The 12,596-nt window shown below is 67.7% G+C and carries 14 protein-coding genes; all 14 read left to right on the forward strand.

All coding sequences use genetic code 11. The features are described 5' to 3' along the window. Positions 1 to 224: 224 nt before the first annotated feature. The 14 genes from rpsD to ACYVI5_RS04860 all read left to right on the forward strand — a co-directional run bounded on the left by rpsD (position 225) and on the right by ACYVI5_RS04860 (position 12,440). Entirely contained in the window at positions 225 to 848 is a 624-nt protein-coding gene (gene rpsD / locus ACYVI5_RS04795; RefSeq protein ID WP_440298895.1) for a 30S ribosomal protein S4, read from the forward strand. Positions 849 to 1,020: 172 nt separating this feature from the next. After that, a complete protein-coding gene (locus ACYVI5_RS04800) occupies positions 1,021 to 1,401 on the forward strand; it encodes a DUF948 domain-containing protein (protein ID WP_460579230.1) in 381 nt (126 codons plus the stop codon). A 66-nt stretch (positions 1,402 to 1,467) separates the two neighbouring features. After that, positions 1,468 to 1,683: a hypothetical protein gene (locus ACYVI5_RS04805; protein ID WP_460529219.1), complete on the forward strand. Its 216-nt coding sequence runs from the start codon at positions 1,468 to 1,470 to the stop codon at positions 1,681 to 1,683. Between the two features lie 62 nt (positions 1,684 to 1,745). Beyond that, entirely contained in the window at positions 1,746 to 4,400 is a 2,655-nt protein-coding gene (gene alaS / locus ACYVI5_RS04810; protein WP_460579489.1) for an alanine--tRNA ligase, read from the forward strand. A 7-nt stretch (positions 4,401 to 4,407) separates the two neighbouring features. Further along, positions 4,408 to 4,881 carry a RuvX/YqgF family protein gene (gene ruvX / locus ACYVI5_RS04815; protein WP_460579231.1) on the forward strand — a complete coding sequence of 158 codons (474 nt, stop codon included), beginning with the start codon at positions 4,408 to 4,410 and terminating at the stop codon, positions 4,879 to 4,881. Then, complete coding sequence (gene mltG / locus ACYVI5_RS04820; RefSeq protein ID WP_460579232.1) at positions 4,878 to 6,281, forward strand: endolytic transglycosylase MltG; 1,404 nt, start codon at positions 4,878 to 4,880, stop codon at positions 6,279 to 6,281. Before ruvX ends, mltG begins: the two co-directional genes overlap by 4 nt. Further along, positions 6,265 to 7,188: a shikimate dehydrogenase family protein gene (locus ACYVI5_RS04825; protein ID WP_460529210.1), complete on the forward strand. Its 924-nt coding sequence runs from the start codon at positions 6,265 to 6,267 to the stop codon at positions 7,186 to 7,188. The genes mltG and ACYVI5_RS04825 overlap by 17 nt, the downstream gene beginning before the upstream one ends. A 103-nt stretch (positions 7,189 to 7,291) precedes the next feature. Further along, the gene (gene aroC, locus ACYVI5_RS04830; RefSeq protein WP_460529207.1) at positions 7,292 to 8,491 is read left to right on the forward strand and encodes a chorismate synthase; all 1,200 of its coding nucleotides are present in this window, start codon (positions 7,292 to 7,294) and stop codon (positions 8,489 to 8,491) included. Then, complete coding sequence (locus tag ACYVI5_RS04835) at positions 8,488 to 8,988, forward strand: shikimate kinase (RefSeq protein WP_460529204.1); 501 nt, start codon at positions 8,488 to 8,490, stop codon at positions 8,986 to 8,988. The genes aroC and ACYVI5_RS04835 overlap by 4 nt, the downstream gene beginning before the upstream one ends. After that, positions 8,985 to 10,091 carry a 3-dehydroquinate synthase family protein gene (gene aroB, locus ACYVI5_RS04840; RefSeq protein WP_460579233.1) on the forward strand — a complete coding sequence of 369 codons (1,107 nt, stop codon included), beginning with the start codon at positions 8,985 to 8,987 and terminating at the stop codon, positions 10,089 to 10,091. The genes ACYVI5_RS04835 and aroB overlap by 4 nt, the downstream gene beginning before the upstream one ends. Then, entirely contained in the window at positions 10,088 to 10,558 is a 471-nt protein-coding gene (gene aroQ, locus ACYVI5_RS04845) for a type II 3-dehydroquinate dehydratase (RefSeq protein WP_460529201.1), read from the forward strand. Before aroB ends, aroQ begins: the two co-directional genes overlap by 4 nt. Positions 10,559 to 10,679: 121 nt before the next feature. After that, the gene (efp, locus tag ACYVI5_RS04850; protein ID WP_440293319.1) at positions 10,680 to 11,246 is read left to right on the forward strand and encodes an elongation factor P; all 567 of its coding nucleotides are present in this window, start codon (positions 10,680 to 10,682) and stop codon (positions 11,244 to 11,246) included. A 14-nt stretch (positions 11,247 to 11,260) separates the two neighbouring features. Further along, positions 11,261 to 11,677 carry a transcription antitermination factor NusB gene (gene nusB, locus ACYVI5_RS04855; protein ID WP_440293318.1) on the forward strand — a complete coding sequence of 139 codons (417 nt, stop codon included), beginning with the start codon at positions 11,261 to 11,263 and terminating at the stop codon, positions 11,675 to 11,677. A gap of 52 nt (positions 11,678 to 11,729) precedes the next feature. Continuing rightward, the gene (locus tag ACYVI5_RS04860; RefSeq protein WP_460529197.1) at positions 11,730 to 12,440 is read left to right on the forward strand and encodes a DsbA family protein; all 711 of its coding nucleotides are present in this window, start codon (positions 11,730 to 11,732) and stop codon (positions 12,438 to 12,440) included. Positions 12,441 to 12,596 lie beyond the last annotated feature (156 nt).

Here is a 12,596-nt window from a genome sequence, read left to right on the forward strand (position 1 = left end):
AGAAGGATTCCGTGCGGCTGCGGGCATCCTTTTCGACAGGGAAGCGCTCTTTAGCCGAGCATCCCCGGCCATCCCTCCCATTGCGAAAGCGACCATGGCGGTGCCGTGCCCGAGGCAGGTCACCGTGCATGTCGATCCGACATGCGTCGCCGGATCAGCCAATGGCTGCCGCGGTCCACACCGCGCAAGGCAGCACAAGCGAGAAGAACTACGAAAGGAAAGACGTGTCATCACGTTCCCGCAGCAAGACCCGCCTCTCGCGGTCGCTGGGCGTCGCCCTGACCCCGAAGGCCGCTCGCATCATGGAGAAGCGTCCGTACGCTCCCGGTGAGCACGGTCGCACCAAGCGCAAGGCCGACAGCGACTACGCTGTGCGTCTGCGTGAGAAGCAGCGCCTGCGCGCCCAGTACGGCATCCGCGAGAAGCAGCTCCGCATCGCGTTCAACGAGGCCCGCCGCACCCAGGGCCTGACGGGTGAGAACCTCGTCGAGCTGCTCGAGATGCGTCTCGACGCCCTCGTGCTGCGCGCCGGCTTCGCCCGCACCATGTCGCAGGCGCGCCAGTTCGTGGTGCACCGCCACATCCTCGTCGACGGCCGCATCGTCGACCGTCCCTCGTTCCGCGTGAAGCCGGGCCAGCTCGTGCACGTGAAGGCGCGCTCCGAGGGCACCGAGCCGTTCCAGGTTGCCGCCGCCGGTGGCAACGCGGACGTGCTCGCCAAGACGCCTGCCTACCTCGAGGTCGAGCTCGACAAGCTCCAGGCCCGCCTGGTTCGCCGGCCGAAGCGCGCCGAGGTCCCCGTGACCTGTGACGTGCAGCTCGTCGTGGAGTACTACGCAGCGCGATAGCGGCGCGTACTCAGCCGCGGAGCGGCCGAAGAGCAGAGCCTACGCACCAGCAACACAGGCGCGTAGCGACCGCTCTAGGCAACGCGGCGGTCGTACCTACTACGCTGGAGGGCGGGTCGTTCACGCGGCCCGCCCTTCACGTATATTCCCGTTACGGAATGGATGGTGCACCGTGTCAGGTGGAGACATCGCGGGCCTGATCGCCGCAGGCGTCTTCGCCGTGCTGGTCGCGCTGATGGCGGTCCCGCTCGTGAAGCTGGGCAAGGTGTTCGATCAGACGACCGACTCCATCAAAGAGGTCAGCGACGGCATCACGCCGATCCTCGAAGAGACCACCGAGACGCTCCGCGAGACCAACATGCAGCTGAAGCGAGTGGATGCGATCACTCGCAACGTGCAGGATGTCACGGGCAATGTGTCGGCGCTGGTGGCGCTCTTCGCCGCAACCGTCGGCGGTCCGCTCATCAAGATGGCCGGGTTCAGTGCCGCGGTGCGTGCCGCGTTCCGCTTCGGCCGGGGCGGCAAGGCCGACAACGGCGCCCCGCAGAACTGACGACCCCCTGCCGCGCCGACCGCCCTCATTATCATCAATACGCTCACGACCACTAGGAGATCCGCCATGAAGAGCTTTTTCTGGTTCGTCGTCGGCATCGCCGCCGGCTTCGCGATCGCACACCAGGTGAACAAGACCGATCAGGGCAAGCAGTTCTTCGAGGAACTGGACCGCAAGGCCCACGACTTCGGCGCTGCCGTCAGCGACGGCTACCGCAAGCGCGAGGCCGAGCTGCGCACCGCGATCGATCAAGCGGAAGACGTCATTTCCGACCTGTCCTGAGCACGCATCACACCAACCGAACGAACGGAAACATGCAGACCGCACCCCTGTCGACGGCCCCCATGCAAACGGCAGAGATCCGCCGCCGATTCCTCGACTTCTTCGCCGAGCGCGGCCACACGATCGTGCCGTCGTCGTCGCTCGTCAGCGACGACCCCACGCTGCTCTTCACCATCGCCGGAATGGTGCCGTTCGTCCCCTATCTCACCGGTCTGGTTCCTGCGCCGTACCCCCGCGCAGCCGACTCCCAGAAGTGCATCCGCACACTCGACATCGAAGAGGTCGGCAAGACCCCGAGGCACGGCACGTTCTTCCAGATGCTCGGCAACTGGTCGTTCGGCGACTACTTCAAGAAGGAGGCCATCCGGTACGCGTGGGAGCTCCTGACGACGCCGGAGGCCGAGGGCGGGCTCGGATTCGATCCGAAGGACCTCTGGGTCACGGTCTTCGAAAACGACGACGAGGCGCGCGGCTACTGGAAAGAGGTAGCCGGGCTGCCGGATGAGCGCATCCAGGGCCTCGGCATGGACACGAACTACTGGTCGACCGGCGTGCCGGGCCCGGCCGGACCGTGCTCGGAGATCTTCTTCGATCGTGGTCCGGAGTACGGCGTCGACGGGGGCCCCGCCACCGACGACGACCGGTATGTCGAGATCTGGAACCTCGTCTTCATGCAGTACCTGCGCGGTGAGGGAACCGGCAAGACCGACTTCGAGATCCTCGGCGAACTGCCCAAGAAGAACATCGACACCGGCATGGGCCTCGAGCGCGTCGCGTTCCTCAAGCAGGGCGTGGAGAACATCTACGAGATCGACCAGATCCGCCCGGTCCTCGACCGCGCAGCGGAGCTGTCTGGCAAGGCGTACGGTGCCGACCACGAGGACGACGTACGGATGCGCGTGGTCGCCGATCACGTGCGCAGCGCGCTGATGCTGATGTCGGACGGCGTCACGCCGTCGAACGAGGGACGTGGATACATCCTGCGCCGGCTTCTGCGTCGCACCGTTCGTGCGATGCGCCTGCTCGGCGTCGAGGGGGCAACGTTCCCGACCCTCTTCGCGGCGTCACGGGATGCGATGAAGGCGACCTATCCCGAAGTCGAGAACGACTACGACCGCATCTCTCATCTGGCGTTCTCCGAAGAGGACACCTTCTTGCGCACGCTCGCGAGCGGCACGACGATCCTCGACACCGCTGTGGAGAACACGCGCGCCTCGGGCAAGTCGCAGCTCGCAGGCGACACCGCATTCCTGCTGCACGATACCTACGGCTTCCCGATCGACCTCACCTTGGAGATGGCGGAAGAAGCGGGTCTGACCGTCGACCGTGCCGCGTTCGACTCCCTGATGTCGCAGCAGAAGGCGAGGGCCAAGGCCGACGCGAAGGCGAAGAAGCGCCAGCTGGCCGACCTGTCGGTGTACAGCGAACTGCGCGGCAGGGGCGAGACGGTCTTCACCGGGTACAACGAGCTGCAGACGGAGTCGCGGGTGCTGGGCATCCTCGTCGACGGCGTCTCCGTGCCACGGGCATCCGAAGGGCAGCTCGCCGAGGTGATACTCGCCGAAACGGCGCTGTACGCGGAGTCCGGGGGACAGGATGCCGACCAGGGCGTCATCGTCGGTCCGGGCTACGAGCTCGAGGTGCTCGACGTGCAGAAGCCGGTCAAGGGGCTGATCAGCCACACGGTGCAGGTGACGCGCGGCGAGGTGGGCGTCGACGCGCCCGCGACGAGCGTGGTGGATGCCGACTACCGCAGGGGCGCGCGACAGGCGCACTCCGGAACCCACATCATCCACGCGGCGCTTCGCCAGGTGCTTGGCCCGAACGCGCACCAGTCCGGTTCGTACAACAAGGCAGGCTACCTGCGCCTGGACTTCTCGTGGAATCAGGGCCTTTCTGCCGAGACGCGCAGCGAGATCGAGGAGATCTCGAACAATGCGATCCGCGACGACCTCGAGGTGGTGACACGCGAGCTGCCCCTCGACGAGGCCCGGGCTATGGGCGCAATGGCCCTCTTCGGCGAGAAGTACGGCGATGTGGTCCGCGTCGTCGACATCGGCGGTCCGTGGTCGCGCGAACTCTGCGCAGGCACGCATGTGTCGTCGAGCTCCGAGATCGGCATGATCAATCTGATCAGCGAGTCGTCGGTCGGGTCCACCAACCGCCGCGTGGAGTCGCTGGTGGGCATCGAGGCGTTCCGAGACCTCGCAGCGGAGCGCACGATCGTCTCGCAGCTGAGCGGCATGTTGAAGACTCCGCGGGAGCAGCTGCCGCAACGCATCGACGACCTCATCACGAGTCTGAAGGCTGCGGAGAAGAAGATCGCGGCCTTCGAGGCACGGGCCGTGCTCGACCGCGTTCCCGCCCTCGTTGAGAAGGCGGAACGCGTCGGTGGCGTGCGTCTGGTCGCGCAGAACGCCGGCTCGCTCGGCTCCGCGGACGATCTGCGGATGCTCGCCACAACGGTGCGCGAACGACTCGGCTCGGACGCGGCTGTCGTCGCGCTGGCAGCTGTGGCCGGAGAGCGTCCCGTCGTGATCGTCGCAACGAACCAGGCGGCGCGCGACGCGGGCGTGAAGGCGGGACCACTCGCGAAGGGCGCGGCGTCCGTGCTGGGCGGCGGCGGAGGCGGCAAAGACGACCTCGCGCAGGGCGGCGGGTCCGATTCCGGCGCGATCGAGGCGGCACTGGCTTCCGTGCGTTCGGCGATCGGATAACAGCGGCGTGCGCGCAGGTGTTCGCGTCGGCGTGGACGTGGGGAGAGCGCGGATCGGCGTGAGCCGCAGCGACCCGGCCGGGATGCTGGCGCTGCCGGTGGAGACGGTGCAACGGGCCGACGACGGCAGCGACTTCGCCCGCATTCAGGCGCTTGCCACGGAACTCGGAGCCGTCGAGGCTATCGTCGGTCTTCCGCTCTCGCTCTCCGGCGCTCACACAGCGTCGACGGACGACGCGGTGGCCTTCGCCTCCAGGCTGGCCGACGTGTGCGGCATTCCGGTGCGGCTCGTCGACGAGCGGCTGTCGACCGTCTCCGCTCAGTCCGCGCTCAGGGCGTCGGGACGCACCACTCGGAATTCCCGTTCCGTCGTCGATCAGGCGGCCGCCACGGTAATTTTGCAGCACGCGCTCGACGCCGAACGCTCCAGCGGCAGGCCCCCCGGCGAGCTCGCGGCCCCCAGCATTGGACCATCATCGTGACGCAACCCCACCCGCCCGGATCCCCGCAGTCTGAACCCGCGCTCGATTCCGAGCGTCCTCCGCTGACCCGGCGCGAGGCCCGGGAACGTGAGGCCCTTCTGAGCGAGAAGCAGGAGCGCGAGGCGCAGGGGCACGCGGTGCAAGAACGGCACGAGCCCCCTGAGCCGGAGTCCGGCCTCGAAGAGTCGTTCTGGGGTGCACTCGGTGACGACCGCGCCGTCGGTGACGCAGACGCGACATCCGCCGGGGCACGCAAACCGCCGGGCGAGGGCGGACCTCACGCGTGGTCGAGCCTCGACTATCCGACGGATGCCCGTGCGCAGCGGCCCAAGAAGAAGCGCCGCTGGCTGGTCGTCACCATCGTGATCGTCGTCATCCTCGGCTTGCTCGGCGGCGCGAGTGCCTATGTGTGGAACGCGTTCCAGCCCGAGGTGCGCAAGCTGCTCGCGTTGAACGAGCCGAACGACTACACCGGATCGGGCACGTCGCCCGTGGACATCACGATTCACGACGGCGACAACGGGTCGGACGTCGCCGCGACCCTCGCGAAGGCCGGAGTCGTCAAGACCTCCGATGCCTTCTACACACTCCTGCTGCACACCAAGCCGGATCCCGTCTTCCAGCCCGGCGTGTACAAAGTGAAGAAGCAGATGAGCGCGAAGGCCGCGCTGGCCGCGCTGCAGGACCCGAAGAACAAGCTGCAGCGCACGCTCACGATCGTGGAGGGCGACACCGAGGCAAGCATCCTTCCCGCACTCGCCAAGACGACGGGCATTCCACTGGCAGATCTCCAGGCGGCCGCCAAGCCCGCCGATTTCGGGCTCCCGGCTCAGGCACCGAACCTAGACGGGTTCCTGTTCCCGGCGACGTACACGTTCGACCCCGGAGTCGACGCGAAGACCGTGATCAAGACCCTGGTCGATCGCGCGTTCCAGGCGCTGGACGCCGATGGCGTGCCCGCCGACAAGCGTTACAGCACCGTCGTCCTCGCCTCCATCGTGCAGAAGGAAGCGGGCAGCGTCGCCGATATGGGCAAGGTGGCGAGGGTGTTCCAGAACCGCCTGGATCAGGGCATGGACCTGCAATCCGACGCGACCGTCGCGTACGGCGCCGGCGTGAAGACCGTGTTCACCACCGATGCGCAGCGCGCGGATGCCTCGAACCCGTACAACACGTACGTGCACGCCGGGCTCCCGGTCGGCCCCATCTCGAACCCGGGCGACGACGCGATCAAGGCGGCGCTGAACCCGACACCCGGCCCGTGGCTGTACTTCGTCGCGGTGAATCTGAAGACCGGCGAAACCGTCTTCTCGGAGACCGAGCAGCAGCACGAGCAGGCCGTGCAGCAGCTCCAGGACTGGTGCAACGCGAGCCCGGCGAACGATGCTTACTGCCAGTGACGGGGTGCGCGAGCTCGCGGTGCTGGGCTCACCGATCGCGCACTCGAAATCGCCCGACCTGCACGGCGCCGCATACCGAGCGCTCGGCCTTCCCTGGAGTTACGGACGCGCCGAAGTCGCGTCCGACGAGCTCGCCGGCTTCGTGCGTGGCAGGTCGGATGCCTGGCGCGGACTCTCGCTGACCATGCCGCTCAAGCAGTCGGTGCTGCCGCTCGTGGCGACGCTCGACGAGACGGCTCGGCTCACCGGTGCGGCCAACACCATCCTGTTCGATGCGGATGAGCACGGGGAACGGGTTCTGCGCGGCTTCAACACGGATGTCGCTGGCATCGTGCGCGCACTGACGGCAGCCGGCACGGGGGCGGCACGGTACGTGCTGATCTGGGGAGGCGGCGCGACCGCGGCGTCAGCCCTTGTCGCGGCTGCCGAGCTCGGCGCTGACGAGGCCGTGGTGCAGGTGCGGGAGCCAGCTCGCGCCGAGCACCTCGTCTCGCTCGGCGCATCCGCCGGCCTGCGCGTGCTCATCGCGCGCTTCGACAATCCCGTCGCCAGGCGACCGGACCTGGTCGTCAGCACACTTCCCGGGCATGCAGGTGCGGACGGCACAGCGGAGTTGCTGGTGCGCTCGCCCGCGCTGGAGCAGGCGGCGGCGGAGGGCATCCTGCTCTTCGACGTCGCGTACGACCCGTGGCCCACGCGCATCGTCTCCGAATGGAGCACCACCGCTCGCGCCGCGAATAGAGCGCCGAATGTGCTCTCCGGCCTCGCGATGCTCGTTCAGCAGGCGCTCCTGCAGGTGCGGATCTTCGTGACCGGCGACCCGGAGCGTGAGCTGCCCGACGAGGCCCGCGTGCTCGCCGCGATGCTCGAGGCCGTGGGGCTCGACGCGAGCGGGCGTCCCGTCTGAGCCTCGGCCTCTGAGCCTGGGCCTCTGAGCGGAGCTTCTGAGCCGAGCCGGGGCGCTGCCGCCGATGGCGGGACGGCCTGCGCGTGCATGCCAGAATTGACGCATGCTTCGTTGGCTCACCGCAGGAGAATCGCACGGCCCTGAACTGGTGGCCATTCTGGAGGGGCTGCCGGCAGGCGTGCCCGTCTCGCTGGATGCCGTGCGTGACGACCTCGCACGCCGCAAGCTCGGGTACGGCCGCGGCGCCCGTATGAAGTTCGAGCAGGACGAGCTCGCGCTCTCCGGCGGGGTTCGGCATGGCCTCAGCATGGGCAGCCCGATCGCGCTGCGCATCGGCAACACGGAGTGGCCGAAGTGGGTCGATGTGATGAACCCGGAACCGGTCGACCCTGAGAAGCTCACCACCGGCCGTGGTGCCGCCCTGACGAGGCCGCGTCCTGGTCATGCCGATCTGGTCGGCATGCAGAAGTACGGGTTCGACGAGGCCCGGCCCGTCCTCGAGCGGGCGAGCGCCCGCGAGACCGCCGCCCGGGTCGCACTCGGTGCCGTGGCGAAGTCGTTCCTCGCCGAGCTCGGCATCACCACCGTCAGCCACACTCTGGCGATCGGACCCGTGCGCGTTCCGGATGATTCACCGCTTCCGAGGCCGTCCGACGTCGACGCCCTCGATGCGGATCCGCTGCGCTGCTTCGACGCGGCGACCTCGGCGCTCATGGTGGCCGAGGTGGATGCCGCGCACAAGGACGGCGACACCCTCGGCGGTGTCGTCGAGGTGCTGGCATACGGGGTTCCCGTCGGGCTCGGCTCGCACGTGCACTGGGACCGCAGGATCGACGGGCGGCTTGCTCAGGCGCTGATGAGCATCCAGGCGATCAAGGGCGTCGAGGTGGGCGACGGGTTCGAGACCACGCGACGGCGCGGATCGGCGGCCCACGATGAGCTCGTCACCGACGGTTCGACCATCTCGCGCACGAGCGACAAGGCGGGCGGCACCGAGGGTGGCATGACGACCGGGTCACTGCTGCGCGTTCGAGCGGGCATGAAGCCCATCGCGACGGTGCCGCACGCCCTGCGCACCATCGACGTCGCCACCGGCGATGCCGCACCGGCACACCACCAGCGCTCCGACGTGTGTGCCGTTCCCGCCGCCGGTGTCGTGGCCGAGGCGATGGTCGCGCTCGTGCTCGCGGACGCAGTGCTGGAGAAGTTCGGCGGAGACTCCCTGCCCGAGACGCAGCGCAACCTGCGCGCCTACCTCGACGCGATCCCGGCCGCCCTCCATACCGAGACCGTACGCGCGTGACCGTCGTGCTCATCGGGCCGCCTGCGGCGGGCAAGAGCAGGATCGGCAAACGGCTCGCCCGGCGGCTCGATGTGCCGTTCATCGACACGGATTCGGCGATCGTGCGCGAGCACGGCCCGATCGCGCAGATCTTCGCCGATCGCGGCGAGCCGGCCTTCCGGGCGCTGGAACGCGATGCGGTCGTGCGTGCACTGTCGGCCGGCGGCGTCGTGTCGGTCGGCGGGGGAGCGGTACTGGATGAGCGCACGCAACAAGACCTGAAGCGCACGAGTGTCGTGCTGCTCACGGTGAGCCCCGAAGCGGTCGCCGCACGCATCGACGACGGCAAGCGGCCACTCGTGCAGGGACTCGACTCCTGGCAGGCGCTCGTGGCGAAGCGGATGCCGCTGTACGAGTCGCTCGCGGACTACCGCGCAGACACATCGCGGCGGCCGATCTCCGCGATCGTGGAGGAGATCGCTCAGTGGTGCGAACGATCGGAACGGAAGGACGCATGATTCAGGAGAGCGCAGCCGGCGAAACGGGAACGGAGACGACGCTGCTCGAGGTGACGGGAGCGAACCCGTACGGCATCCGGGTGGGGCGAGGCATCCGTTTCCAGGCCGGCGAGCTGCTGGGTCCCGATGTGCGACGGGTGCTGATCGTGCACCAGCCCACGCTCGCCGCGGCAGCGGCCGAACTGCGTGAGAACCTGGTGGATCGCTACGAGGTACTCCTGGCGGAGATTCCGGACGCCGAGGCCGCGAAACGGGTCGAGGTAGCCGCCTTCTGCTGGCAGATCATGGGTCAGGCCGACTTCACCCGCAGCGACGCCGTGATCGGCTTCGGGGGAGGGGCAGCCACGGATCTGGCCGGCTTCGTCGCCGCCACCTGGCTGCGCGGGGTGAAGCTCGTACAGATCCCGACCACCGTGCTCGGCATGGTGGATGCTGCGATCGGCGGCAAGACCGGCATCAACACGGCGGAGGGGAAGAACCTCGTCGGCGCGTTCTACGCACCGGCCGGCGTGCTCTGCGACCTCGACACGCTCGAGGCGCTTCCGCGCAACGACGTGCTGGCCGGGTACGCGGAGGTCGTGAAGGCCGGGTTCATCTGGGCCCCGGAGATCCTCGACAACGTGGAGCGCGATCTGGATGGCTCCACCGATCCGCACAGTCCGGTGTTCCGCCGCAACATGGAGCTCGCGATCGATATGAAGGCGAAGGTCGTCAGCGAGGACTTCCGGGAAGCGGGACTGCGGGAGATCCTCAATTACGGGCACACGCTCGGGCACGCCATCGAGCACACCGAGCGTTACCAGTGGCGGCACGGAGCGGCCGTGTCCGTCGGCATGGTCTTCGCTGCGGAGCTCGCCCGGCTCAGCGGCCGGCTGCACGATGACGTCGTCGACCGGCACCGCAGCATCCTCACCTCGCTCACACTGCCGATCACCTATCCCGCGGGACGATGGGAGACGCTGCTGGCGACCATGCGGCGCGACAAGAAGACGCGCGGCAACACACTGCGATTCATCGTGCTCGATGACATCGCCCGGCCCACCATCATGCAGGCGCCGGATCCCAGTCTGCTGTTCGCCGCCTACCAGGAGATCGGCTCGTGACCGCGTCGGAGGCCGCGCCACGGCGCCTGCTGCTCGTGAACGGGCCGAACCTCAACCTCCTCGGCGTTCGTGAGCCGGAGATCTACGGAACCGAAACGCTCGACGACGTCGTCTCTCTCGTGGAGCGCACCGCGGCTCAGCACGGGTTCGAGGTGCGCGCCGTGCAGAGCAACCACGAGGGCGTGCTGATCGACGCCATTCACGCCGCGCGCGCGGACTGCGCAGGCATCGTCATCAATCCCGGCGGCCTGACCCACACGTCCGTCGTGCTGCGGGATGCGCTCTCCAGCGTCGCCCTGCCGGTCGCTGAGGTGCACATCTCGGACGTGAACGCACGAGAGGAGTTCCGTCGGCTCTCGTATGTGCGCGACGTTTCCGCGGTACATGTGATCGGAGAGGGTGTGCCCGGGTACGCCATCGCGGTCGCGAAGCTCGTCGAGGTGATCACCGGTCGTGCCGACGGCTGACAACCCGTTCCGAGCGAACTCCAGTCGTCGAACCCGGTAGAATCGTGCGATGGTCGGCGCCTTCCCTGGCGCCTTGACCGTCCGGCTTCCTCTTTCTCACCCCTTCGAAGGATCTTCACGCATGGCATCCGACACCGCCGACATCCGCAATGGCGCCGTCCTCAACATCGACGGCCAGCTCTGGACCGTGATCGAGTTCCAGCACGTCAAGCCGGGCAAGGGCGGCGCGTTTGTACGCACCAAGCTCAAGAACGTCGTGAGCGGCAAGGTCGTCGACCGCACGTACAACGCGGGAACCAAGCTCGAGTTCGAGAACGTCGACCGCCGCGAATACCAGTACCTGTACAGCGACGGCGACGGCTTCGTCTTCATGGACACCAGCGACTACGACCAGTTCACGGTTCCAGGCACCATCGTGGGCGACGCCGCCAACTTCATGCTGGAGAACCAGAACGTCACCATCGCGACGAACAACGGCAACCCGCTCTACGTCGAGATGCCGGCATCCGTCGTGCTCGAGATCACCTACACCGAGCCCGGCCTGCAGGGCGACCGGTCGACGGGCGGAACCAAGCCGGCCACCGTCGAGACCGGCTACCAGATCCAGGTTCCGCTGTTCCTCGAGACCGGCACGAAGGTCAAGGTCGACACGCGCACCGGCGAGTACCTCGGCCGCGTCAACGACTAGGCGCCGGCGACGGAATGAGCGCCAGGAGCAAGGCACGCAAACGCGCCATCGACATCCTGTACAGCGCCGATGTGCGCGGCATCCCGTTCGCGCGGGCGCTGGCAGCAGAGGCGGAACGCGCCGCGCAGGAGCCGGCACGTGAGGCTTCATGGCTCTATGCACGCGAGATCGTCGACGGCGTCATCGACCACAGCGACGAGATCGACGAGCTGATCCAGACCTACGCCCAGGGATGGACACTGGACCGGATGCCCGCCGTCGATCGCGCGATCCTGCGCATGGGTGTGTGGGAGCTGCTGCACAACCCGTCGATCCCCGATGGTGTCGCCATCTCCGAGGCGGTGGAACAGGCGACCATCCTCTCGACCGACGACTCCGCCAAGTTCGTGAACGGCCTGTTGGCCAAGATCGGTACTGCCGTCGCGCACTGACGACATCCGGCGGATGCTGTTCGCCGGCACACAACGTGAGGAACCCTTCCGCATGAGACGATCGCTCACCCGGCACCTTGGCGCCGCCGCGCTAACCGTCGCCGTCGCCGCGGTGCTCGCCGCATGCTCGGCGACACCTGCCGCCTCGACGAGCCACAGCCCGAGCGCCGCGGCGGTTCCGACCGGCGTGACCGGCGCCGCGGATTTCGACAAGGGTGCACTCGTGGTTGGCGATGGCAAGACGATCGTCGACACATACATCGACCCGATGTGCCCGTACTGCGGGGAGTTCGAGCGTGCGAACGGGCGGACCCTCGCTGAGAAAGTGAACGACGGCACGATCACTCTGCGCGTGCATCCGCTGAACTTCCTCGATCCGAACTCCCAGGGCACGAACTACTCGTCGCGGGCGGGGAGCGCGCTCACCTGCGTGGCGGCATCCGATCCGAAGACCACGCTGACGTATCTCGCCGCGCTCTACGCGAACCAGCCCGAAGAGGGCTCATCGGGCCTCACCGACACCAAGCTGAAGTCGCTGGCGCACGGCGTGGGGTCGACATCCGCCGACTCGTGCATCACCTCGCACCGATACGCGAGCTGGCTGACGCAGAACACGCAGAAAGCCCTGAACGGCCCTATCCCGGGTGCAGACATCAAGACCATCAAGGGAACTCCGACGGTGCTCGTGAACGGGCACCAGTACGGCGGGGACATCACAGACACGAAGGCGCTTCTCGCGTTCATCGCCAAGGGCGGCAAATAGCGTCACAGAGCCTCGCGCGGTCCTGGGGGCCGGCCGTCGAACTCGCATCCGCTACAGAACATTCACGTCGCGGATGCCGGTACGTGTAGCGCGAACGGCCAACGGGCAGGGGTGCGCGATGACCGGCCCGCACCCCTGATAGGCTTGTGCGAGTTT

It is taken from the genome of Humibacter ginsengisoli (assembly GCF_054780095.1).

Excerpts from the sequence above, each read along its gene's own strand:
- ACYVI5_RS04805 (WP_460529219.1), top strand. The coding sequence starts at position 1,468 with ATGAAGAGCTTTTTCTGGTTCGTCGTCGGCATCGCCGCCGGCTTCGCG.
- alaS (WP_460579489.1), top strand. The coding sequence starts at position 1,746 with ATGCAAACGGCAGAGATCCGCCGCCGATTCCTCGACTTCTTCGCCGAG.
- ACYVI5_RS04825 (WP_460529210.1), top strand. The coding sequence starts at position 6,265 with ATGCTTACTGCCAGTGACGGGGTGCGCGAGCTCGCGGTGCTGGGCTCA.
- aroC (WP_460529207.1), top strand. The coding sequence starts at position 7,292 with ATGCTTCGTTGGCTCACCGCAGGAGAATCGCACGGCCCTGAACTGGTG.
- aroB (WP_460579233.1), top strand. The coding sequence starts at position 8,985 with ATGATTCAGGAGAGCGCAGCCGGCGAAACGGGAACGGAGACGACGCTG.
- efp (WP_440293319.1), top strand. The coding sequence starts at position 10,680 with ATGGCATCCGACACCGCCGACATCCGCAATGGCGCCGTCCTCAACATC.
- nusB (WP_440293318.1), top strand. The coding sequence starts at position 11,261 with ATGAGCGCCAGGAGCAAGGCACGCAAACGCGCCATCGACATCCTGTAC.
- ACYVI5_RS04860 (WP_460529197.1), top strand. The coding sequence starts at position 11,730 with ATGAGACGATCGCTCACCCGGCACCTTGGCGCCGCCGCGCTAACCGTC.